This is a genomic window from Streptomyces sp. McG3, assembly GCF_018619185.1.
Taxonomy (GTDB): domain Bacteria; phylum Actinomycetota; class Actinomycetes; order Streptomycetales; family Streptomycetaceae; genus Streptomyces.
The window spans coordinates 34,702-57,253 of the sequence record NZ_JAAXYC010000013.1; the positions used below are offsets into that span (position 1 = coordinate 34,702).

Genomic DNA, 22,552 nt, shown 5'->3' on the forward strand with positions numbered 1-22,552 from the left:
CCACCGCCTTCCTACCGGATCCGCCCTACAGGCGGATCCGGATCGGCAAGCTGTCAGAAGGGCACAGCGGGGCAGCTCGTGCCCCGTGGCGGGACTGCCAGGTCCGTGAGGTAGCTGTCCACCGCGTCTTCCATACACGGGCCGCTGGTGACGCTGCCGTGGCCGTGGCCCTCGTAGGTGAGGAGCACGCCGCCGCGGCCGAGTTGCCGGGCCACCGAGACCGCCCACGGGTAGCCGGTGGCGGGGTCGTGCAGCGCGTTGGACAGCAGGATCGGCGGTGCACCGTGTACGTGCAGGCGGTGTTGCGGGTTGGCGGTCGGCGCGCCCAGACACGCCGCGACCATGTGCATCGGAAGCAGGTAGGGCAGGTCGGGCGCGGTCCTGTTCATCAGGGAGACGAGCGAGGCGTACTCCTGGTAGTCACGCACCGGCAGGCGCCAGTCGGAGCAGAAGACCGGGGTGGCGAGCGGCAGCGGCGCCATCGAGGTGGGCGACGGGGGCAGCGGCTCGCTCGCGTGCATGCGCGCGATCTCTTTGGCGAAGCCCGCGTGGTCGGCCGAGTAGAACCTCCGGAAGGCGATCCTGTTGACCAGGTCCGAAGAGGACAACGCGGTGCCCGGCTCGGCGGGGTTCTCCAACTCGCCGCGCCCGGCCCGGTCCAACAGGCCCTGCCAGACGGCGCGGACGTCGCGGCCGCCCAGCGCGCAGCCGGCGGCGCCGTCGCACCACTTCACGAACTCCCGGAAGGAATCCTCCGCCGCGGCCGCCCCGGACCGCAGGAAGTCTCGGGTGGTCGGGACGCTGTGGTCCATGACGCTCTCCAGCACCATCGCGCGCACACGGCGCGGGTAGGTCTCGGCGTACTGTGCCCCGAGCAGCGTGCCGTACGAACTGCCGTGGAAGGTCAGCTTCCGCTCGCCGAGGGCGGCCCGGAGAGCGTCCAGATCCCGGACCGTCTGGGCGGTGTCGAGGTGGTCGAACACCGGGCCGGTACGGGCCCGGCAATCGGCGCGGAGCCGCTTGTTGTACGCCATCGTGGCGTCGAAGTCCGCCTGGCTCCTCAGCTCCGGTGACGGCCGCTCGGCCAGCAGGTCGCCGGAGCAGGCCACCGGGTTGCTGCCGCCCACCCCACGCGGGTCGAAGCTGACGATGTCGAATCCGCGGCGGACCTCGGGGCTGAACCGGCCGATGTTTCCGACCACCATCTGCACACCCGAGTCGCCCGGCCCGCCGGGGCCGAACACCATCGAGCCAACGCGTGCCCCGGGCTCGGTGGCCTGGCGGCGGGCCACGGCCAGGTCCAGTTCCGGCCCGTCGGGACGGGCCCAGTCGACCGGCACCGAAAGGGTGGCGCACTCGGCTCCCGGCTTCGTCTCGGAGCCACAAGGTGCCCATCGCAGCGGTTCGGTGGCGGACGGCGCCGCCTGAACCACGGGAGCGGCGGCCAGGCCGGTGGTGACGGCCATGACGGCTCCCGCGGCCATGGCCGTGCCCCGCGCGGTGATGCGCCGCAGTGTGGATCTCCCCCTGAACAGCATGGATCCTCCTCGTGAAGAGAGCGGTTGTTCCAGGCGTGCGGACCCGGCCGGGGCACCCCCGTCACGTTAGATGCGCTGTCGCCGCCGTGGTGCCTCTGTCAGGGGTTTCTCCGGGGCGGACAGGGGGCCGCTCAGGGGCGGTGCACGGAAGCCGCCCCCGAACCGTTGACGCCGGTGGGGCCATGGGCGAGCGGGGTAGGGCGCGACGCGTGACCGGGGCCGCGCGGGTAGCCGGTCACTCGCCCGTCGATCTAACCTCGGCGTCCGACGAGGCGGACGAGCGCCTCGGTGGGCCGGCAGAGCCATTCGAGAAGCGGGTGGGTGACGACGAAGTAGTGGACGCTGACATGCCCCCGCTCCTTGTCGAGGATGGCCGGGGCCCCGTCGCGGCAGACGTAGCGCAGGTAGCGGCGTCGAATCGGCGCCCCGGCGATCAGCAACACCGGTGAGGCGACGAGGACGGCCGGCGGTATGAGGGCCTTCACGGCCGTGATCCTGGCTCTCTCGGCTCTCTTCTCATAGCGCATGCCGCCAGTGTGCTGACCCCTGTGGTCGCCTGTCAGTCCGTTCTGTGCCGTACGCCTCGCCGGTGGCGGGAGCCCGGCCCACGTCCACGGGGGGCACCGGACACGCCGAAGGCGGCGGTCCCGGAGTCTTCCGGGACCGCCGCCTTCGGGCGGGGACAGGGGTGGTGCCGAGGGGGAACGGCGGTCGGATCAGGCCTGGGAGCCGGCCGTCCACTCGGCCCAGCTCATGTTCCAGCCGTTGAGACCGTTGTCCGGGGTGATGGTCTTGTCCGGGGAGTTCTTGACGATGACCACGTCGCCGACGAGGGAGTTGTCGTAGAACCAGGCGCCGGGCGCGCTGGAGTCGTTCGCGCCCTTCACGTCGGCGAGGCCCACGCAGCCGTGGCTGGTGTTGGCGTTGCCGAAGATGCCCTTGCCCCAGTAGTTGCCGTGGATGAAGGTGCCCGACGTGGACAGGCGCATGGCGTGCGGCACGTCCTTGATGTCGTACTCGCCCTTGCCGTCGTCATCGGTGAAGCCGACGGTGGCGCCGTTCATCCGGGTCTCCTTGTGCTTCTCGGAGATCACCATCTGACCGTTGTACGTGGGGTTCTCGGGCGAGCCCGCGGAGATCGGGATCGTCTTGATCGTCTTGCCGTCGCGGGTGACCGTCATCGTCTTGGACTTCACGTCGACGGTGGAGACCTGGTCACGGCCGACCTTGAAGGTCACGGTCTTCTGCTGGACGCCGAAGACGCCGTCCGCACCCTCGACGCCGTCGAGGGCCAGCTTCAGGGTGACGGTGGAGCCGCCCTGCCAGTAGTCCTCCGGGCGCAGATCCAGGCGCTGGGAGTTGAACCAGTGGCCGACGACTTCCTGGCCGCTGCTGGAGGTCACGGTGACGCCGGCCTGGACGGCCTTCTTGTCCGTGATCGCCTTGTTGAAGTTGATCGAGACGGGCATCCCGACGCCGACCGTGGAGCCGTCCTCGGGGGTGAAGTTCCCGATGAAGCTGTTGTCGGGCGAGACGGTGGTGAAGGAGCTGTTCTCGTGGGCCTCGCGGCCCTTCGAGTCGGCCGCCGTGGCGTCGATCTTGTACGTGGTGGACCGCTCCAGCTGGCCCGCGGGCTTCCAGCTGGACCCGTCGGCCGCCAGGGTGCCCTCGACCGCGGTGCCGTCCGCGGTGGTCATGACGACCTTGGTGAGCTTGCCCTTGGCTACGGTGACCTGGGCCGCGTTGTTGATGCTGGCGTTGGTCGCGCCGTTCTTCGGCTTGATCGCTATCTGCGCCTCGGAGGCGTCCGCGGCTGCCGCCTTGTCCACCTCCTGCTGCGACGACTCCGCATTCCCGGCGCTCGTCTTGCCGCCCTTGTCGCCGTCGTCGCTACAGGCCGAAAGCACCAGCACGCCGCCGAGCAGTGCGGACATGGCCATGAGGCCCCTGCGCCGCTTGCTGTCCGTCATCACACGCTTCTCCATCGTTGCCGATTCCCCAAAATCCCCGGACGGGGCCGCCTGGCGGCTATTCCCCGTCAATGTTCCAAGAACACCCGGATAGGGTGCTCCGTTCCGCATCCACGACAGATGTGGGGAACACCACTCATCGACGCACGCCCGGCTGCGGTGGTTCCCGCGGCCCGGCCCGGGATTCCGTCGCCGTACAGCGCGGCCCCGGTCCGCCGGTGAGCGGGGCCGGGGCCGGTGTTCTCACACGTCACACCCGCTGCGCGGGGTCACCGTCCTCGCCGTCGTTCTTCCCATTGTGCGCGAACGTGTCGCCGTACCCCTCCTCGTCGTCCCCGTCCGGCGGCAGGAAGAGGTCCTCGTCGCCGTCGTCCGCGTCGTCCCAGCCCTCCGCGTCGGGGTCGTACTCGATGCTTTCACTGCTCCAGGAGGCCTGGGCCAGTTCGACCCCGGGCACCTCGCTGACCAGGTCGAAGGGATCGACCAGCGAGGCGAGGGCCTCTGCACCGTCTGCCCGGACCGTGGCCTCTGCATGCATCCGCTCCTCGGCGGTGTCGGTCCCCGCGACCGCCGCGACGGGCTCCCCGTACTCGGCGGCGATGGATTCGAGGGCGGTACCGGTCAGGGCGTCGAGGTCGGTGACCTCCAGCACCATCTCCACGCGAAGCCGAACAAACCTGGATGTCTCTTCTGTGCTCATAGGCCGGAGCGTAAGGCCCGGCGAGGCCGCGACTTTCCACCGACCCGCTGCTTTGCTTAGCATCGGCGCACGGGGCTAACTCATGGTTGTCGCAAGGGGATCGAATCTGTGTCCGTCGCTCGTCGCACACTGCTGACCACCACCGCCGCAGGCACGCTGCTGGCCGCTCTCTGGTTCGTCCCGTCGGCCAACGCGACCGGCGAGAGGGGCGCTCAGGGCGCCCCGGCCGCCGCTCCCGGCCGAGCCGCCGAACGGCCCGCCGGGAGCCCCGACGACACGTCCGGCGCGCTCCTCGCCGACACCGGGGCGGGCCCGGACACGACGCCGTATCTCATCGGCGGCACAGCCCTGTTGGGCCTCGGCGCGGGCTTCGTCACGTACTCGGTGCGCCGCTCCGGAGCCGGGACGCGCCCGGCGCTCTGAGCATCCCGTACGCGTGAGGAGGGCCCCGCACCGGTCGTGCGGGGCCCTCCTCCGTAGGGCTTCGGTGCGTACGGGACCGGCTCAGGCCAGCGGCCCCGTGACCGGCTCCACGGCCGCGACCAGGCGCCCCTCCCGTACGAACGTGTCGGCGGCGGCCAGGTCCGGCGCGAGGAAGCGGTCCGGGCCCGGACCCTCGGCGCCGGCGGCCCGCAGCGCGTCCACGGCCGCCTGCGAGGCGGGGGCGGGGCTGAGCCCCTGGGCGGCGCGGATCTCGACGGCGCGGGTAGCGGCGTACAGCTCGACGGCGACGATCCGGGCCAGGTTGTCCACGGCCGTACGGAGTTTGCGCGCGGCGGACCAGCCCATGGAGACGTGGTCCTCCTGCATCGCGGAGGACGGGATCGAGTCGGCGGAGGCGGGGACCGCGAGCCGCTTCATCTCGCTGACCAGGGCGGCCTGGGTGTACTGGGCGATCATCAGTCCCGAGTCGACCCCGGCGTCGTCCGCGAGGAACGGCGGCAGGCCGTGCGAGCGGTTCTTGTCGAGCAGCCGGTCGGTGCGGCGTTCGCAGATCGAGCCGAGGTCGGCGGCGACGATCGCGAGGAAGTCCAGGACGTACGCGACGGGCGCGCCGTGGAAGTTGCCGTTGGACTCGACGCGGCCGTCGGGGAGGACCACCGGGTTGTCGACGGAGGAGGCCAGTTCGCGGCCCGCGACCACGGCCGCGTAGTCGAGGGTGTCCCGGCCCGCGCCGTTGACCTGGGGCGCGCAGCGTACCGAGTAGGCGTCCTGGACCCGGGGCGCGTCATCCTGGTGATGCCCCGTCAGTCCCGAACCGGCGAGCACCCGCAGCATGTTGTCGGCACTGACACCCTGGCCGGGGTGCGGGCGGATGGCGTGCAGCTCGGGGGCGAGGACCTTGTCCGTGCCGAGCAGCGCCTCCAGGGAGAGGGCGGCGGTGATGTCGGCCGAGGTGTAGAGGTTCTTCAGGTCGGCGAGGGCCATGACCAGCATGCCGAGCATGCCGTCGGTGCCGTTGAGGAGGGCCAGGCCCTCCTTCTCGCGGAGCTCGACCGGGGTGATGCCGTGAGCGGCGAGGAGCTCGCCCGCCGGGCGGACGGTGCCGTCGGGGCCCTCCGCGTCGCCCTCGCCCATCAGGGTGAGCGCGCAGTGCGAGAGCGGGGCGAGGTCGCCGGAGCAGCCGAGCGAGCCGTATTCGTGGACGACGGGCGTGATGCCCGCGTTCAGCAGGTCGGCCATGGTCTGCGCGACCTCGGGGCGCACACCGGTGTGGCCCGAGGCGACCGTCTTCAGCCGGAGGAACATCAGCCCGCGGACGACCTCGCGCTCGACGCGGGGGCCCATGCCGGCCGCGTGCGAGCGGACGATGTTGCGCTGGAGCTGCGCCCGCAGTTCCGGGCTGATGTGGCGGCTGGCGAGGGCGCCGAAGCCGGTGGAGACGCCGTAGACCGGCTCGGGCTTGGCGGCGAGCGCGTCCACGATGAGACGGGCGGCGGCGAGGGCTTCCACGGCGGCGGCGGAGAGCTCGACCCGGGCGCCGTGGCGGGCCACGGCGACGACGTCCTCGGCGGTGGTTCCGGACGTCCCCACCACAACAGTGTGCATATCCATATTCAGCAGCGTACGTATTGAAAGCCTTCATGTCACTAGTGGTGCCGCGCAGGGCCCCTTACGGGACAGCGTGAGTACGTGAGCGCCTTGCCCGCCGCGCGCGCGGCCGGGAAGCTGCCCGCATGCGTCGACTCCTGCTGCTCGCCCCGTTGTTGCTGTTCTCCGTCTCCGGCTGCGGAATGCTCCAGTCCTCCGAGGGGGAGGCCACGGACTCCGCGCGGGACGTGGCCAGGAAGGCGGGCGAGCGGCTCTACGGTCAGCGTCCGCGCACGGCGGAGGAGGTCGGGTACATCGCCTCCGGCCTCGAAGGGGTCGAGGTATTGCGGGTAAGGGGCGCCTCGACCCGCGAAGGGGACGGCGTCGAGGTGGTCGTCCGCACGTCCGGCACGGCGTACGACCAGAAGTTCGACCCCGAGCCGGTCACCGTGCGGCGCTGTTTCGCGGTCCGGGTGTCGCCGGAGTCGGAGTGGCGCGAGGACCCGCGCGACGTGGACTGCCCGGACGGCCCCCGGCTGACCTTCGCCCCGCCGCCCGAACCGCCCGCGCTGCCGCACGAGGAGCTGCGCGCGAAGCTTCCCCGGGTGCCGGCGGGCGGCCGGGTGGACGAGGCCGAGGTGCGCCGGGTGGTCGCCGCGCTGGACATGGACGAGGCGGTCCGTACCGAGGTGAAGTCGGGCGTCGGCCGGGTCGGTGTCCTCCTGTCGGTGGAGGGCAACGGCTACGGTCCGCAGGACTGCCTCCTCGGCCGGGTCGGCCCGGGCGCCACCGAGGTGTGGGTGCCGTCCCGGATACAGCGGATGCGCGGAGAGGGCGGCTGCACCATCGAGAACGCCCTGGAGCGGATGCCGCCGCCGCACTGAGGGCCGACGCGCCGCCGCGCGCCGGGACCCGACGCGTCGCCGCACTGAGGCCCGACGCGTCGCCGCGCGCCGGGACCCGGTACGCCGCTGAGCCCTGGACGACGCGCCCGCGCTCGGCCCGAACGGCGGCGCACCCGCGCTCACGGCCTGTTGCCGCGCAGCCTGCGCCGGTCGTGCGCGGACTTCGGCGGGGAGTCCGCGAGCCGGATGACCTCGCCGTCCCGGCCGGCCACCACGGGGCCCGGCGAGCGGGCGGCCTTGGCCCGGTACTGGGCGGCGTCCGCGAGCCGGAAGAGCCTGCGGGCCGAGCGCACCGGGCCGATCGGGTCGCCGGTGGAGGCGACCCCGCAGGCGACCCCGTCGCCCAGCTCGATCACCGCCGCCCGGTCGCACAGCTCGGTGGCGACCCCGACCACCGCGTCGGCCGGGGGGCCCGCCGCCAGCAGGCAGAACTCGTCGCCGCCCAGCCGGGCCGCCAGCGCCTCCGGCAGCATCGCCCCGCACAGCGACAGGACGGAGCCGAAACGTTCCAGCAGACGGTCGCCGACGGCGTGGCCGTGGGTGTCGTTCACCGCCTTCAGTCCGTTCAGGTCGCAGACGACGAGGCTGACGACCGTGTCGTCCACGCGGTGCCGCTCGACGGCCTCGTCGAGCCGGATGTCGACCGCGCGGCGGTTCGCCAGACCGGTCAGCGGGTCGGTGAAGGCCAGCTTGCGGACCTCCTCCAGGCGCTCGGTCTGGGCGATCCCCGAGGCCACGACGGCGGCGAGCACGGTCGCGAAGTTCGCGTCCGCCCGGTCGAAGACGGGATGCCCGGCCTGTCGCGCCACATACAGCTCGCCCCACGCCCGGCCGTGCAGCACGATCGGCGCGACCACACAGCAGCCCCGGCCGCGCCGCCGGAGCGCCGCGACCCGCTGGTGGCAGTACGGGCGGGCGCCGCGCGCCGGACCGCCCGCGCCGGGCTGCCCGTCGGCGGTCTCCACCCAGGCGTCGGGCTCGCCGCCGCCCGCCCAGCGCTCGTGCAGGAACTCGGTGATCTCCGGGAACTCGTGGACCGGGTAGGCCTCCTCCTCGGGGAACTCCTCCTCCCCCTCGGCCCGTTGCCCCGCGTTCACGAGCACCCGCAGCCTGCCCCGGTCCCGCTCCCACACGGAGAGCGCGGCGAAACTGCCGCCCAGCGCCTCACAGGCGCCCAGCGCCGCAGCCCGCCACGATTCACGCGGCGTGTAGGCCGCGGCCATGGCCTGCGCAAGCGAAACCACGGCTCGCAGCCGCTCATCGTCACCACCCATTCCTACAGCTTATGTAGATTTGTCCCCTTTTGATCCTTTTGATCAGTTTGAAGCGTAACTAATTTCAACTATTTCCCGGCAGGGCGCTCACTCCGCGTCACGAACATCCCGGGGTTCACTCACCGGGCCAGTCGGGGCGGCGCTTCTCGTTGAACGCGGCCACCCCCTCCGCCCGGTCCCCGGAGAAGGCCACCGACCGCCAGGCGGCGTCCTCCACCTCCAGGCCCGCCCGCAGGTCGAGCCCCTGCCCCAGCCGGAGCGCCTTCTTGGCCGCACGCAGCCCGACCGGCGAGTTGGCGGCGATCCGGCCGCCCAGCGCGAGGGCCTCCTCGCGGTCCCGGCCCGCCTCGACCAGCTCGTCGACCAGCCCCAGTTCGCGGGCCTCGGCGGCCTCGACGCGGCGGGCGCTGAACACCAGCTCGGCGGCGCGCGCCGCCCCCACCCGGCGCGGCAGCAGTTGCGTACCGCCGCCGCCCGGGATGACGCCCACGGACACCTCGGGCAGCCCGACCACGGCGGTGGCGTCGGCGACGATCACATCGCAGGCGAGGGCGAGTTCGAAGCCGCCGCCGAGGGCGAAGCCGTGCACGGCGGCGATCACCGGCATCGGCAGCTCCAGGACCCCGGTGTAGGCGGCGCGGGCGGTGGGACGCTGACGTACGAGGTCGGCGTCGGTAAAGGAGTTGCGCTCCTTGAGGTCCGCGCCCACGCAGAAGGCCCTCTCGTGGCTGGAGGTCAGGACGGTGGCCCGGACGTCCCGGTCGGCGCCGAGCGCGTCGCAGGCGGCGGCGATGGAGCGGGCCATGTCGGTGGAGACGGCGTTCATGGCCTGGGGCCGGTCGAGGACCAGCTCGGCGACGTGGTCCTGCCCCTCGTGCCGTCGTACGACGACGAACTCCCCGTACCGCTGCTCGGACGTGACGGTCATGGCTGCTCCCCTGTCATGGACGGCCTGTTAACGAGCGTTACCGTCACGGATCCTAGACAGGGCGCCCCCGACCGCGACAGGGCGGGACGGGGCCGGGGGGCGTGACGACCGGGACAGAGGCATGACGACGGGGACGGCGAACGCCCGACGGCTGGGGCGCGACAAAGGGGCGGGCCGCGCTCAGGAGCCGGTCTTCCCCCGCCGGGCCAGCAGCCACGGCTCCACCACGCCGAGCCCGCGCACCGGGCGCTGCCACATCGGCTGGAGCCCGAAGCGGTACGTGGGCAGCGGCGGCTCGTCGTCGGGCTCGCGGCCCTCCTTCTCGGCGACCCGGGCCCGTTCGGCGGCGGCCGCGACGGCCTCGGCGGCCTGCGCCTCGGACTCCGGGGCGTCGCCGTGCCGGACCAGCTCCTTGGCGAACGCCCCGTCGACCAGGACGGCGTCCTTCGGAGCTATCGAGGTGAGCCGGCTGGCGAGGTTCACCGTGGTGCCGAAGACGTCGCCCATCCGGGTGGTGACCGTGCCGAAGGCGATGCCGACGCGCAGGGCGGGCATCGTCTCGTCCTGGGACATGGCCTCGATCAGCCGGAGCGCTATCTCGGCGGCGGTGCCCGCGTCGTCGGCGGCGAAGAGGACCTCGTCGCCGAGGGTCTTGATGAGCCGGCCGCCGTGCGCGGCGACCAGGTCGGCGGCGGTCGTCTCGAAGGACTCGACCAGTTCGCCGAGCTCCTCCTCCTCCAGCCGCCGGGTGAGCCGGGTGAAGCCGACCAGGTCCGCGAAGCCGACGGCGAGCCGCCGGTCGACCATCTCCTCGTCGTCCGCGGCCTGCACGACCCGGCCGGTGGCGGCGGCGAGCTGGCGCCGCCACACGTAGACGAGGAACTCCTGGAGCTCCGGGAGCAGCAGCTCGACCAGCGGATACGTGACCTCGGTGCGGGTCATGCCGGGCTCGGGCGGCTCGGTCAGCCCCTCCAGGAACGAGTCGATCTGCCACTCGGCCAGCCGGGCGGTGGTCTGCCCGGTGGAGCGGGCGACCTGGATCGCCATCGGTTCGCTGAGCAGCCCCGCCTCGACGAGACCGGCGAGCCGCCGCAGGGCGAGCACGTCGGCCTCGGTGAGCGCCTTGGCCTGGCCGATGTCGGCGAAGCCCATGGCCCGCCAGAACCGGGAGGCCAGGTCCATCGAGACCCCGGCGGTGCGGGCCGCCTGGAAGGGCGTGTAGCGCCGGTCGGCCCCCAGGATCAGCGCTTCGAGGCGGATGGCGAGGGGGTCGTCGGTCGGTTCCACCGTGTGGTCGACCTCGTGGTGGGGTGTGGCGTGGACCGAGGAGTCCGACCCGGGCTCCTCACCCGCGCCGGACGTCGTGTCGCCGACGGTCACCAGCCGCCTCCTGCCCGTTCCCTGCGCACTGCCCTGCCGATCTGTCGCTGGATCGCCTCAACGATACGGCAGGTGTGCCCCAGCTCACGTCCTTGGTTGTCCGTCATCGGTGCGTCGCGCGTGACATCTCAGGCATACGCGGTATCCACCGGTACGCCCGTCGGCGGCACACGGCCGATCAGGTCAGGCCGCCCGCCGCGCCCCGCAGGTGGACGATGTCCCCGGCCGACACCGGCCGCTGGAGCCCGTCCTCGGTGGAGAGGACGAGACGCCCGTCCCCGTCGATCGCGACCGCCTCGCCGACCAGGGACGCGCCCCCCGGCAGCTCCGCCCGCACGGTCCGGTCCAGCGTCGCGCAGCCCGCCGCGTAGGCGGCCTGGAGCCCGCTCGCGGCCGCGTCGCCGTCCGCCGCCCTCCACCGGCCGTACCAGTCCTCCAGCGAGCGCAGGACGGCGCGCAGCAGGGTCTCCCGGTCGGTGGAGACCGCACCGGCGAGGGCCAGCGACCCGGCGGTGGGTGCGGGCAGCTCGTCGGCGCGGAGCGAGACGTTGATGCCGAGGCCGACGACGATGCCGTTCCCGGCGAACTCGCCGAGGATGCCGCCCGTCTTGCGTTCCTCCCCGTCCACCGCGACCAGCAGGTCATTGGGCCATTTCAGCGACATGTCGACACCCGCCGACTTCGCGAGCCCGGTCGCGGCGGCGACCCCGGCCAGCAGCGGCACCCACCCCCACCGCTCCACGGGGATGTCGCCGGGCTCCAGGCAGACCGAGAAGAACAGCCCGGAGCGGGGCGGCGCGGTCCAGGTGCGCTCCAGCCGTCCGCGCCCGGCGGTCTGCTCCTCGGCGACCAGCACCGTGCCCTCGCCCGCCGCCCCGTCGCGGGCCTGCCCGGCGAGGTCGGTGTTGGTGGATCCGGTGGACTCCACGACCTCCAGCGACGTCCACAACGCGTCCGGCCGCAGCAGTCCGCGCCGCAGCGCGGTCACGTTGAGGGGCGGCCGGCCGAGGTCCGACCAGCGGTTGTGTGGCGCATCCGGGGGTGTCATGCAACCCAGCCTAGGTGTGGCAAAGGACGCACTGCCTTTCCGGAGGCGCGCCGATACCCTACGAGTCAGTAGCCAGAGCCGGACTGACGGCTGGCCGTCCCCCCGTGACCGGTGCCAGACGTCGTCCCCGTGACCAGGCAGGGAGCCGCCCCCCGATGTCCGAGCCGCTAAGCGACATCCACACCACCGCGGGCAAGCTCGCGGACCTGACGCGCCGCATCGACGAAGCGACGCACGCCGGTTCGGCCCGCGCGGTCGAGAAGCAGCACGCCAAGGGCAAGCTGACGGCCCGTGAGCGGGTCGGTCTGCTCCTGGACGAGGGCTCCTTCGTGGAGCTCGACGAGTTCGCCCGGCACCGCTCCACCAACTTCGGCATCGAGAAGAACCGCCCGTACGGGGACGGTGTCGTCACCGGTTACGGCACGGTCGACGGCCGCCCGGTCTGCGTGTACTCGCAGGACTTCACGATCTTCGGCGGTTCGCTGGGCGAGGTCTACGGCGAGAAGATCGTCAAGGTCATGGACTTCGCGCTGAAGACCGGCTGTCCGGTCATCGGCATCAACGACGGCGGCGGCGCGCGGATCCAGGAAGGCGTCGTCGCGCTCGGCCTGTTCGCCGAGATCTTCCGCCGCAACGTGCACGCCTCCGGGGTGATCCCGCAGATCTCGCTGATCGTCGGCCCGTGCGCGGGCGGTGCGGTCTACTCCCCCGCGATCACCGACTTCACGGTGATGGTCGACCAGACCTCGCACATGTTCATCACCGGTCCCGACGTCATCAAGACGGTCACCGGCGAGGACGTCGGTTTCGAGGAGCTGGGCGGCGCCCGTACGCACAACACCACCTCCGGGGTGGCGCACCACATGGCGGGCGACGAGAAGGACGCCATCGAGTACGTCAAGTCGCTGCTGTCGTACCTCCCGTCGAACAACCTCTCCGAGGCCCCGGTCTTCCCGGAGGAGGCGGACCTCGCCACCACCGACGAGGACCGCGAGCTGGACACGCTCATCCCGGACTCGGCGAACCAGCCGTACGACATGCACACCGCGATCGAGCACGTGCTGGACGACGGCGAGTTCCTGGAGACCCAGGCCCTGTTCGCGCCGAACATCATCACCGGCTTCGGCCGGGTCGAGGGCCACCCGGTCGGCATCGTCGCCAACCAGCCGATGCAGTTCGCCGGCTGCCTGGACATCAACGCCAGCGAGAAGGCGGCGCGCTTCGTCCGCACCTGCGACGCGTTCAACGTCCCCGTCATCACCTTCGTGGACGTGCCGGGCTTCCTGCCGGGCGTGGACCAGGAGTACGGCGGCATCATCCGGCGCGGCGCGAAGCTGATCTACGCCTACGCGGAGGCCACGGTCCCGCTGATCACCGTCATCACCCGCAAGGCCTTCGGCGGCGCGTACGACGTGATGGGCTCCAAGCACCTGGGCGCCGACCTGAACGTCGCCTGGCCGACCGCCCAGATCGCCGTCATGGGCGCCCAGGGCGCGGTGAACATCCTGCACCGCCGCACCATCGCCGCCGCCGACGACCCGGACGCGACGCGGGCCGAGCTGATGACGGACTACGAGGACGCGCTGCTCAACCCGTACGTGGCGGCCGAGCGCGGCTACGTCGACGCGGTCATCATGCCGTCCGACACCCGGGCCCACATCGTCAAGGGGCTGCGTCAGCTGCGGACGAAGCGGGAATCACTGCCTCCGAAGAAGCACGGCAACATCCCGCTCTAGCCGCGTCCCATCAGCCGCTCGCAGAAAGGTCTGCCCATGATCAAGGTCGTACGGGGCAACCCCACCCCGGAGGAGCTGGCCGCCGCACTGGCGGTGGTCCGGGCGCGCGCCGTGGCGGCGTCCGCCGTCTCGTCCGGCGCGCCGCTGCCGCCCGAGCAGTGGTCCGACCCGGGGCGCATCGCCCGTACGGGCCGCCCGCGGCCGGGCCCCCGGGCCTGGGCACGGACGTACTGGCCGGCCTGATGCGCGCGAAGCCGCCCCCGTCCGCACGGGGGCGGCTTTGAGTACCCGTACTCAGGCGTAGGGGCGGGCGGCGCAGCAGGATCGGGAGCATGCTGTGGTCCGATCCCGAGAACAAGCCGCCGAAGGAACTGCGCGACGCCCAGGCCATGATGCGCAGAGCGGGCGTCCTGGTGGCGCTGGCCATGCTGGTGGCGATGTTCGTCCTCGGCATCCGCTGAGGGGCCACCCGCCGCCCTCCGGGAGCCGGGCCCGTGGCCCCACGGCGTCGGCGGGTCCTTCTACGATGGCCCGCATGACTGATCAGCGCCGTCTCGTGCTCGCCTCCGCCTCCCCCGCCCGTCTCGGTCTGCTGCGGCAGGCCGGATTCGCTCCCGAGGTGATCGTCAGCGGGGTGGACGAGGACGCCCTGAGCGCACCTACCCCCGCCGAGCTGGCGCTCGTCCTGGCCCGGGCCAAGGCGGCGGCCGTCGCGGAGCGCGCCGAGGCGGCGGGCGCCCTGGTCATCGGCTGCGACTCGGTGCTGGAGCTGGACGGCGAGGCGCTGGGCAAGCCGGCCGACGCCGAGGAGGCCACCGCCCGCTGGAAGTCGATGCGCGGACGGTCGGGCGTCCTGCGGACCGGGCACAGCGTGATCGACACCGCCTCCGGCCGTACGGCCTCGGCGACGGCGTCGACGGTCGTACGGTTCGGCGAGCCGAGCGACGCCGAGGTCGCCGCCTACGTGGCCTCCGGCGAACCGCTCCATGTCGCGGGGGCGTTCACCCTGGACGGCCGCTCGGCGCCGTTCGTCGACTCCATCGAGGGCGACCACGGCAATGTCATCGGGCTCTCGCTGCCGCTGCTGCGCCGGCTCCTGGGCGAGCTGGACGTCTCCGTCACGGAGCTGTGGGTCTGATCCGTCACGGAGCTGTCGGTCCGAGACCCGCGGCGGCCCCGGCGGACGGCTGCTGGGCCGTCCGGGCCGCCGCCGGGCCCGCCCCGTCCTCGGCCCGGGTCCCGGGCCCGTACGCCAGCAGGGTGAGCACCAGCAGGGCCAGCACGAGCATCATGAACGCGAAGGCGCTCCAGCCCACCAGGCCGACGGTGACCGCGCCGAGGACGCCGTGCACGACCGCGCAGCCGATCAGGGCGACGCGTCCGAAGCGCCCCGGGGCACGGTCGCGGGCCCCGGCCAGCAGAGCGATCAGCCCGCACAGGACCAGCAGCAGCCCGGAGACGCCGCCCATCGCCCAGGTGCCGGTGGACATGGCGTCCGGGTCCAGGCCGGCGAGCGACATGTTCTGGTTCTCGGCGACCGTGGCCAGGACGGCGTTGATGAGCACGATGCCCACCGCCTCCCCGAACAGCACGAGCGCGGTCACTATCGCCACCGGTCTGCGCATGACCGATCCACCCCCTGTTACCTGCAGTACGTGCGTAGCGCGGACCCTACTCATGGGTATTCCTTCGGACAAGGGGTCGGACAGGCCCGTACGCCGGGCAAAGAATCCATCGACCGTTCGTAGGGACCCCACAAAGAAATGCTGTGAGGCGTTGACCCTAAAGACAGAGACCTGCACCACACCGGCTGGTTACTGTGCGGTTGAGGATCGCGGCGTACCGTGGTGCCACAAGGGATTCCACTACTGGGGCAAGCCTCGGATCACACTCCGTGTGGGCAAGCTCACCAATGGGGACGGGTCGTACAGCCGTGTCGGTAGTCCCTAAACTCAGCTTGTTTCGAGGAGGGAGTCATCGTGCGCAAGGTGCTCATCGCCAACCGTGGCGAAATCGCTGTCCGCGTTGCTCGGGCGTGCCGGGACGCGGGGATCGCGAGCGTCGCGGTCTACGCCGAGCCGGACCGGGACGCGCTGCATGTCCGGGCCGCAGACGAGGCGTTCGCCCTGGGCGGTGACACCCCGGCCGCCAGCTATCTGGACATGGCCAAGGTGCTGCAGGCCGCCAAGGACTCGGAGGCGGACGCGATCCACCCCGGGTACGGATTCCTGTCGGAGAACGCGGAGTTCGCCCAGGCCGTCCTGGACGCCGGGCTGACCTGGATCGGCCCGCCGCCGCAGGCCATCCGCGACCTGGGCGACAAGGTGGCCGCCCGGCACATCGCGCAGCGCGCGGGAGCCCCGCTGGTGGCCGGCACCCCGGACCCGGTCTCCGGGTCCGACGAGGTCGTCGCGTTCGCCGAGCAGAACGGACTGCCGATCGCGATCAAGGCCGCCTTCGGCGGCGGCGGTCGCGGCCTGAAGGTGGCGCGCACCCTGGAGGAGATCCCGGAGCTGTACGACTCCGCGGTCCGCGAGGCCGTCGCGGCGTTCGGCCGGGGCGAGTGCTTCGTCGAGCGCTACCTCGACAAGCCCCGCCACGTGGAGACCCAGTGCCTGGCCGACACCCACGGCAACGTGGTCGTCGTCTCCACCCGCGACTGCTCGCTCCAGCGCCGCCACCAGAAGCTCGTGGAGGAGGCCCCGGCCCCCTTCCTCAGCCAGGCGCAGAACGACGAGCTGTACGCGGCGTCCAAGGCGATCCTGAAGGAAGCCGGCTACGTCGGCGCCGGGACGGTCGAGTTCCTCGTCGGCGTCGACGGCACGATCTCCTTCCTGGAGGTCAACACCCGCCTCCAGGTCGAGCACCCCGTCACCGAAGAGGTCACGGGCATCGACCTCGTACGCGAGATGTTCCGCATCGCCGACGGCGAGGAGCTCGGCTACGGCGACCCCGCGTTGCGGGGTCACTCCTTCGAGTTCCGTATCAACGGCGAGGACCCGGGCCGCGGCTTCCTGCCCGCCCCCGGCACCGTCACCACCTTCGCGCCGCCGACCGGCCCCGGTGTCCGCCTCGACGCGGGCGTCGAGTCCGGCTCGGTCATCGGCCCGGCCTGGGACTCCCTGCTCGCCAAGCTCATCGTGACCGGCGCGACCCGCGAACAGGCGCTCCAGCGCGCCGCCCGCGCGCTCGGCGAGTTCACCGTCGAGGGCATGGCCACCGCCATCCCCTTCCACCGTGCCGTCGTCGCGGACCCCGCCTTCACGTCGGACCCGTTCACCGTCCACACCCGGTGGATCGAGACCGAGTTCGTCAACGACATCAAGCCCTTCGCCGCCCCCGCCGACGCGGACGCGGAGGACGAGGCCGGCCGGGAGACCGTCGTCGTCGAGGTCGGCGGCAAGCGCCTGGAGGTGTCGCTGCCGTCCTCGCTGGGCATGTCGCTGGCCCGCACCGGTCTCGCCGCCGGCGCGAAGCCCAAGCGCCGCGCCGCGAAGAAGGCCGGCTCCGCCGCCTCGGGCGACAGCCTCGCCTCGCCCATGCAGGGCACCATCGTCAAGATCGCGGTGGAGGAGGGCCAGGAGGTGAAGGAGGGCGACCTCGTCGTCGTCCTGGAGGCCATGAAGATGGAGCAGCCGCTCAACGCGCACCGCTCCGGCACCGTCAAGGGCCTCACCGCCGAGGTCGGCGCCTCCGTCTCCTCGGGCGCCCTGATCTGCGAGATCAAGGACTGACCGTCCGCCGCACTCCGAAGGGGCCCGGTCCACGTCGTGATGACGCGGGCCGGGCCCCTTCGTCACAGTGGCATCCTGGAACCCACAGAAGGTCCGAGGACCTAGGGAGGGGCGGAAGCCATGGCAGGGGCGATCCCGATGGAGACGAGCACGGCACAACCACCGGTCCGGCCGATGCGCGCGGACGCGCGCCGGAACCACGACCGGCTGGTCGGCGAGGCTCGCAGGTCCTTCGCCGAGCACGGCACGGACGCGTCGCTGGAGGACATCGCCCGCCGGGCGGGGGTGGGCATCGGCACCCTCTACCGGCACTTCCCGAACCGGGACGCCCTGATGAACGCGGTCTTCCAGGACGCCCTGAGCTCGCTCCTGGACCGCTCCCGGGAGCTGGCGGCGGCGGAAGCCCCGTGCCGGGCGCTGGTGGACTGGCTGGGCGCGATCGTCACTCATGCGGGTGAGTACCGCGGCCTGGCCCACGGCCTGATGTCCGCCTCACGCAACGGGACCTCGGCACTCGTCCAGTGCCATCTGCCGCTCCGGGAGGCGGGCGCGGGGCTGCTGCGCCGGGCCCAGGAGAGCGGGTCGGTGCGGGCGGACGTCTCGATCGACGATCTGCTCCAGCTCACCAACGCGATCGCGCTGGCGGCCGAGCAGTCACCCGACGACCCGGAGCTGGCGGAGCGACTGCTGCGGCTGACGCTGCGCGGGCTGAAGTAGCCCGCTCTCCGGCCCCTTCCCGAAGCCGGGGCTCCGCCCCTGAGCCGCACGATCCAGCCCCTCCGGCGTTTGGGGAGCGGGGGTTCGGGGGCGGCGCGCCCCCGACGTGGGCCTACCGGCGTCGCAGGTCCGCGACCCGCGCCCGCTCCCCGGGGACGTCCGCCAGCGCGGAGGCGCTGCGGAGCTGCGGCCCGAGACCGCCGTTCTGCGTGCGCCGCTGGCCGGGGAGCGGCATGTCCCGGCGGGGCTGACGCCCCGGAGGGGGTCCGTCCCCGCCGGACGCGTCCGCGTCCGGGCCGGCCACCGTGATCTCCACGCCCTGGTCCGCCAGGGACTGGAGCTCGGCGGCGGCCCGCTCGTCGTGGAGCGGGGGCTCGTCCGTCACCAGGCGGGTGATCAGTTCGGTGGGCACCGTCTGGAACATGGTGTCCGAGCCGAGCTTGGTGTGGTCCGCCAGGACGACCACCTCCGCGGCGGCCTGGACGAGAGCCCGGTCGACGCTGGCCGAGAGCATGTTGGAGGTGGACAGGCCACGCTCCGCCGTGAGACCGCTCCCCGAGATGAAGGCCCGGGAGACCCGCAGCCCCTGGAGGGACTGCTCGGCCCCGCTGCCCACCAGCGCGTAGTTGCTCCCGCGCAGGGTGCCGCCGGTCATGACGACTTCGACCCGGTTGGCATGGGCCAACGCCTGGGCCACCAGCAGGGAGTTGGTGACGACGGTCAGGCCGGGGACCCGCGCGAGCCGGCGGGCCAGCTCCTGCGTGGTCGTGCCGGCGCCGACCACAATGGCCTCGCCCTCGCCGACCAGGCCTGCGGCCAGGTCGGCGATGGCCGTCTTCTCCGCGGTGGAGAGATGGGATTTCTGCGGAAAGCCGGACTCCCGCGTAAAACCGCCCGGCAAGACCGCACCGCCGTGCCGGCGGTCGAGGAGTCCTTCTGCCTCCAGTGCCCGCACGTCCCGCCGTACGGTCACTTCGGAGGTCTGGACGACGCGGGCGAGCTCACGGAGCGATACCGCCCCGTTGGCACGCACCATTTCGAGGATCAACTGACGACGTTCTGCAGCGAACACGAAACTGACAGTAACCTGGCCGCGGGTGAGTTTTCAGCAGTTTGCGCCGAATAACAGAAGTTGTACTTCAAAGGGGCCCCCAAGTGGTATAGGAGGCCCCTTTGTTGTTCGGCAGTGATCGTCAGGCGACCGCCGCGCCGCCCGGACTGCCGCCCAGTTGCGGCGAGATGCCGGAAATGCCGCGCTTCCCGGCCTCTCAGCCCTCGCCCGTGAGCTTGCGGGTGTGCAGCTGCCGGGCCACTTCGGCGATCGATCCGGACAGCGACGGGTACACGGTGAATGCGTTTGCGATCTGTTCCACCGTCAGGTTGTTGTCGACCGCGATCGAGATGGGGTGGATCAGCTCGCTGGCGCGCGGCGCGACCACGCAGCCGCCGACCACGATCCCGGTACCGGGACGGCAGAAGATCTTGACGAAGCCGTCGCGGATGCCCTGCATCTTGGCGCGCGGATTGCGCAGCAGCGGCAGCTTCACCACCCGGGCCTCGATCTTGCCGGCGTCCACCTCGGCCTGGCTGTAGCCGACGGTGGCGATCTCCGGGTCGGTGAAGACGTTGGCGGAGACGGCCTTGAGGTTCAGCGGGGCGACCGCGTCACCCAGGAAGTGGTACATCGCGATGCGGCCCTGCATCGCGGCGACCGAGGCCAGCGCGAAGATCCCGGTGACGTCACCAGCGGCGTAGACACCGGGGGCGCTGGTGCGCGAGACCCGGTCGGTGAGGACGTGTCCGGAGTCCTTGAGCCGTACGCCGGCCTCCTCCAGGCCCATGCCCGCGGTGTTCGGGATCGCGCCGACCGCCATCAGGCAGTGCGAGCCGGTGATGACCCTGCCGTCGGCCAGCGTCACCTCGACCCGGTCGCCGACGCGCTTGGCGGACTGGGCGCGGGAGCGGGCCATGACGTTCATCCCGCGGCGACGGAAGACGTCCTCCAGGACGGCGGCGGCGTCCGGGTCCTCGCCGGGCAGCACCCGGTCGCGGGAGGAGACGAGGGTGACGCGCGAGCCGAGGGCCTGGTAGGCCCCGGCGAACTCGGCGCCGGTGACACCGGATCCGACGACGATGAGCTCCTCGGGAAGCTCGTCGAGGTCGTAGACCTGGGTCCAGTTCAGGATGCGCTCGCCGTCGGGCTGCGCGTCCGGGATCTCCCGGGGGTGGCCGCCGGTCGCTATCAGCACGGCGTCGGCGGTCAGCCGCTCCTCGGTGCCGTCGGCGGCGGTGACGACGACCTGGCGCGACCCGTCGGCGGCCTGGAGCCCGTCGAGCCGGCCCCGGCCGCGCATCACGCGGGCGCCGGCCCGGGTGACGGAGGCGGTGATGTCGTGGGACTGGGCGAGCGCGAGGCGCTTGACCCGGCGGTTGACCTTGCCCAGGTCCACGCCGACGACCCGGGCGGCCTGCTCCACGTGCGGGGTGTCGTCGGCGACGATGATGCCCAGCTCCTCGTACGAGGAGTCGAAGGTGGTCATCACCTCGGCCGTGGCGATCAGGGTCTTCGAGGGCACGCAGTCGGTGAGGACCGAGGCCCCGCCCAGACCGTCGCAGTCGACGACGGTCACCTCCGCGCCGAGCTGGGCGCCCACCAGGGCCGCCTCGTAGCCGCCGGGGCCGCCGCCGATGATCACGATCCGGGTCACGAAATGTCCGCCTCGCGTTGTGTAACCCGCGGCCGTCTGCCGCCCCGGCCGGGGGTCCGGGGGATCGCCCCGGGGGAATGCAGTACGTACTCCATTGTCCCGCACGCGCCAAAGTGCTTCGCCCCGGGGCCCTCCATACGGGAAAGAGGGCGTCCACCGCACGGGAACGAACCGCCGGGAACGGAACCGGCGACCCGTCCCGCACTCCCCCGACCGGGGCCTTCGTCACAGGAACCGCCGCTCCCGCGCCCACCTCCCGTACCCTCGGTCCCATGTCGCTCTACGCCGCGTACGCCGGCAACCTCGACGCGCGGCTGATGACCCGCCGCGCTCCGCATTCCCCGATGCGCAGCACCGGCTGGCTCAACGGCTGGCGGCTGACCTTCGGCGGGGAGCAGATGGGCTGGGAGGGGGCGCTGGCCACCGTGGTGGAGGCGCCGCGCTCCCAGGTCTTCGTCGCGCTGTACGACCTGGCGCCGATGGACGAGGACTCCATGGACCGCTGGGAGGGCGTCGGGCTCGACATCTACCGGCGGATGCGGGTGCGCGTGCACACCCTGGACGGCGAGGAGCCGGCCTGGATGTACGTGCTGAACGGATACGAGGGCGGGCTTCCCTCGGCACGCTATCTGGGCGAGATCGCGGACGCCGCGGAGTCCGCCGGCGCACCGCACGACTATGTGATGGAGCTGCGTAAGCGCCCCTGCTGACCAGGGCGGACCGCGGCCCGGCCCGGCTCTCTTCGTGCGAAAGCACAAAGACCTTCTGCGCGTCTTTGCGCCCGTACATCTACGCGCGTAGGGATTCAGCGGTTACGCTCATCCGCGTGAACGCATCTGTTATTCCGGACAACATCCAGGGCGACCCGCAGGCAGCCGCCGCCGGGGCCGCCGCACGCCTGCGCGAGCTGACCGGCGCCGAGACCCATGACGTCGCCCTGGTCATGGGCTCCGGCTGGGCGCCCGCGGGCGAAGCACTCGGCGTCCCGGAGGCCGAGTTCCCCGTGACCGACCTGCCCGGCTTCCCGGCGCCCGCCGTCGAGGGCCACGGCGGCACGGTCCGCTCGTACCGGATCGGCGAGAAGCGCGCGCTGGTCTTCCTCGGCCGCACGCACTTCTACGAGGGCCGGGGCGTCGCCGCCGTCGCCCACGGGGTCCGTACGGCGGTGGCCGCGGGCTGCAAGACGGTCATCCTGACGAACGGCTGCGGCGGGCTGCGCGAGGGCATGCGCCCGGGACAGCCGGTCCTGATCAGTGACCACATCAACCTGACGGCCGCCTCCCCGATCATCGGCGCCAACTTCGTCGACCTGACCGACCTGTACTCCCCGCGGCTGCGCGCGCTGTGCAAGGAGATCGACGACACCCTCGAAGAGGGCGTCTACGTCCAGTTCCCCGGCCCGCACTACGAGACCCCGGCCGAGATCAACATGGTCCGGGTCATGGGCGGCGACCTGGTGGGCATGTCCACCGTCCTGGAGGCCATCGCGGCCCGGGAGGCGGGCGCCGAGGTGCTCGGCCTCTCCCTCGTCACCAACCTGGCGGCGGGCCTGTCCGGAGAACCCCTCAACCACGAGGAGGTCCTCCAGGCCGGCCGCGACTCGGCGACCCGGATGGGCGCGCTGCTGTCGAGGGTGCTCGACCGCGTCTGAGCCGAGCCCTCCGGCGACGGGCCTTCCCCCGCTCACTCCGGAGACCGGCCTTGGCTGAGCCCCTCGGGACGGGCCCTGGCTGAGCCCCTCGGGGATTGACTCTCCCCGTTCCTGCCTCTTCCCGGCTCCCCTGCCCCTCCTCGGCACGCCCGGCTGCCTTTCCAGCCCGTCCGGCGCTTGAGGACCGGGGTCCGGGGCAGCGTCCCGGGGGCTGTCACGTGTTCGGCCGGTC

22 protein-coding genes are annotated in these 22,552 nt (G+C 72.2%); 10 read left to right on the forward strand and 12 right to left on the reverse strand.

What is annotated here, in order from left to right:
• Positions 1-53 precede the first annotated feature (53 nt).
• From HET64_RS04075 to HET64_RS04090, 4 genes are all read right to left on the reverse strand, one after another.
• Positions 54-1,538 carry an alpha/beta hydrolase gene (locus HET64_RS04075; RefSeq protein ID WP_215102368.1) on the reverse strand — a complete coding sequence of 495 codons (1,485 nt, stop codon included), beginning with the start codon at positions 1,536-1,538 and terminating at the stop codon, positions 54-56.
• Positions 1,539-1,789: 251 nt separating this feature from the next.
• Complete coding sequence (locus HET64_RS04080; RefSeq protein WP_308369794.1) at positions 1,790-2,023, reverse strand: hypothetical protein; 234 nt, start codon at positions 2,021-2,023, stop codon at positions 1,790-1,792.
• 231 nt (positions 2,024-2,254) lie between these two features.
• Positions 2,255-3,523 carry an Ig-like domain-containing protein gene (locus HET64_RS04085; RefSeq protein WP_215102372.1) on the reverse strand — a complete coding sequence of 423 codons (1,269 nt, stop codon included), beginning with the start codon at positions 3,521-3,523 and terminating at the stop codon, positions 2,255-2,257.
• A 235-nt stretch (positions 3,524-3,758) separates the two neighbouring features.
• Positions 3,759-4,163, reverse strand: coding sequence for a hypothetical protein (locus tag HET64_RS04090; protein ID WP_215102420.1), 405 nt, complete (start codon positions 4,161-4,163; stop codon positions 3,759-3,761).
• A gap of 153 nt (positions 4,164-4,316) precedes the next feature.
• Here HET64_RS04090 and HET64_RS04095 point away from each other — a divergent pair, with 153 nt between their 5' ends.
• On the forward strand, positions 4,317-4,631 hold the full coding sequence (locus HET64_RS04095; RefSeq protein ID WP_215102379.1) for a hypothetical protein: 315 nt from the start codon (positions 4,317-4,319) through the stop codon (positions 4,629-4,631).
• Between the two features lie 81 nt (positions 4,632-4,712).
• Here the strand turns inward: HET64_RS04095 and hutH are convergent, their stop codons facing one another.
• Positions 4,713-6,263, reverse strand: coding sequence for a histidine ammonia-lyase (hutH, locus tag HET64_RS04100; RefSeq protein ID WP_215102381.1), 1,551 nt, complete (start codon positions 6,261-6,263; stop codon positions 4,713-4,715).
• A gap of 122 nt (positions 6,264-6,385) precedes the next feature.
• Between hutH and HET64_RS04105 the strand changes: the two genes are divergently transcribed.
• A complete protein-coding gene (locus HET64_RS04105) occupies positions 6,386-7,123 on the forward strand; it encodes a translation initiation factor IF-2 (protein ID WP_215102383.1) in 738 nt (245 codons plus the stop codon).
• A gap of 140 nt (positions 7,124-7,263) precedes the next feature.
• On the opposite strand, the gene HET64_RS04110 is transcribed toward HET64_RS04105, so the two are convergent.
• The 4 genes from HET64_RS04110 to HET64_RS04125 form a co-directional block, all read right to left on the reverse strand.
• The gene (locus HET64_RS04110; RefSeq protein WP_215102392.1) at positions 7,264-8,418 is read right to left on the reverse strand and encodes a diguanylate cyclase domain-containing protein; all 1,155 of its coding nucleotides are present in this window, start codon (positions 8,416-8,418) and stop codon (positions 7,264-7,266) included.
• A gap of 115 nt (positions 8,419-8,533) precedes the next feature.
• Entirely contained in the window at positions 8,534-9,346 is an 813-nt protein-coding gene (locus tag HET64_RS04115; protein ID WP_215102394.1) for an enoyl-CoA hydratase/isomerase family protein, read from the reverse strand.
• A 180-nt stretch (positions 9,347-9,526) separates the two neighbouring features.
• Positions 9,527-10,726, reverse strand: coding sequence for an adenylate/guanylate cyclase domain-containing protein (locus HET64_RS04120; RefSeq protein ID WP_215102396.1), 1,200 nt, complete (start codon positions 10,724-10,726; stop codon positions 9,527-9,529).
• Between the two features lie 178 nt (positions 10,727-10,904).
• Positions 10,905-11,774 (reverse strand): biotin--[acetyl-CoA-carboxylase] ligase, encoded by an 870-nt coding sequence (locus HET64_RS04125; RefSeq protein ID WP_215102398.1) that lies wholly within the window; start codon positions 11,772-11,774, stop codon positions 10,905-10,907.
• A gap of 155 nt (positions 11,775-11,929) precedes the next feature.
• On the opposite strand from HET64_RS04125, the gene HET64_RS04130 reads away from it, so the two are divergent.
• The 4 genes from HET64_RS04130 to HET64_RS04140 all read left to right on the forward strand — a co-directional run bounded on the left by HET64_RS04130 (position 11,930) and on the right by HET64_RS04140 (position 14,648).
• The gene (locus HET64_RS04130) at positions 11,930-13,510 is read left to right on the forward strand and encodes an acyl-CoA carboxylase subunit beta (RefSeq protein WP_215102400.1); all 1,581 of its coding nucleotides are present in this window, start codon (positions 11,930-11,932) and stop codon (positions 13,508-13,510) included.
• A gap of 36 nt (positions 13,511-13,546) precedes the next feature.
• The gene (locus HET64_RS04135; protein ID WP_215102402.1) at positions 13,547-13,753 is read left to right on the forward strand and encodes an acyl-CoA carboxylase epsilon subunit; all 207 of its coding nucleotides are present in this window, start codon (positions 13,547-13,549) and stop codon (positions 13,751-13,753) included.
• An 89-nt stretch (positions 13,754-13,842) separates the two neighbouring features.
• A complete protein-coding gene (gene mmpB, locus HET64_RS39590) occupies positions 13,843-13,971 on the forward strand; it encodes a morphogenic membrane protein MmpB (RefSeq protein ID WP_285801827.1) in 129 nt (42 codons plus the stop codon).
• 65 nt (positions 13,972-14,036) lie between these two features.
• Positions 14,037-14,648: a nucleoside triphosphate pyrophosphatase gene (locus HET64_RS04140; protein WP_215102404.1), complete on the forward strand. Its 612-nt coding sequence runs from the start codon at positions 14,037-14,039 to the stop codon at positions 14,646-14,648.
• A gap of 4 nt (positions 14,649-14,652) precedes the next feature.
• Here the strand turns inward: HET64_RS04140 and HET64_RS04145 are convergent, their stop codons facing one another.
• Positions 14,653-15,135 (reverse strand): hypothetical protein, encoded by a 483-nt coding sequence (locus HET64_RS04145; protein ID WP_215102406.1) that lies wholly within the window; start codon positions 15,133-15,135, stop codon positions 14,653-14,655.
• 354 nt (positions 15,136-15,489) lie between these two features.
• On the opposite strand from HET64_RS04145, the gene HET64_RS04150 reads away from it, so the two are divergent.
• Positions 15,490-17,244, forward strand: a complete 1,755-nt coding sequence (locus HET64_RS04150) for a biotin carboxylase N-terminal domain-containing protein (protein ID WP_215102408.1) — start codon at positions 15,490-15,492, stop codon at positions 17,242-17,244.
• A gap of 120 nt (positions 17,245-17,364) precedes the next feature.
• Positions 17,365-17,961, forward strand: a complete 597-nt coding sequence (locus HET64_RS04155; RefSeq protein ID WP_215102410.1) for a TetR/AcrR family transcriptional regulator — start codon at positions 17,365-17,367, stop codon at positions 17,959-17,961.
• A 112-nt stretch (positions 17,962-18,073) separates the two neighbouring features.
• Here HET64_RS04155 and HET64_RS04160 read toward each other — a convergent pair whose 3' ends face one another.
• The gene (locus HET64_RS04160) at positions 18,074-19,033 is read right to left on the reverse strand and encodes a DeoR/GlpR family DNA-binding transcription regulator (protein WP_215102412.1); all 960 of its coding nucleotides are present in this window, start codon (positions 19,031-19,033) and stop codon (positions 18,074-18,076) included.
• A gap of 196 nt (positions 19,034-19,229) precedes the next feature.
• The gene (locus HET64_RS04165) at positions 19,230-20,669 is read right to left on the reverse strand and encodes an NAD(P)H-quinone dehydrogenase (RefSeq protein WP_007458836.1); all 1,440 of its coding nucleotides are present in this window, start codon (positions 20,667-20,669) and stop codon (positions 19,230-19,232) included.
• A 272-nt stretch (positions 20,670-20,941) separates the two neighbouring features.
• Between HET64_RS04165 and HET64_RS04170 the strand changes: the two genes are divergently transcribed.
• Together HET64_RS04170 and HET64_RS04175 are read left to right on the forward strand one after the other, a co-directional pair.
• Positions 20,942-21,379, forward strand: coding sequence for a gamma-glutamylcyclotransferase (locus HET64_RS04170; protein ID WP_007458837.1), 438 nt, complete (start codon positions 20,942-20,944; stop codon positions 21,377-21,379).
• Between the two features lie 116 nt (positions 21,380-21,495).
• Positions 21,496-22,320: a purine-nucleoside phosphorylase gene (locus HET64_RS04175; RefSeq protein WP_215102414.1), complete on the forward strand. Its 825-nt coding sequence runs from the start codon at positions 21,496-21,498 to the stop codon at positions 22,318-22,320.
• Positions 22,321-22,552: the final 232 nt, after the last annotated feature.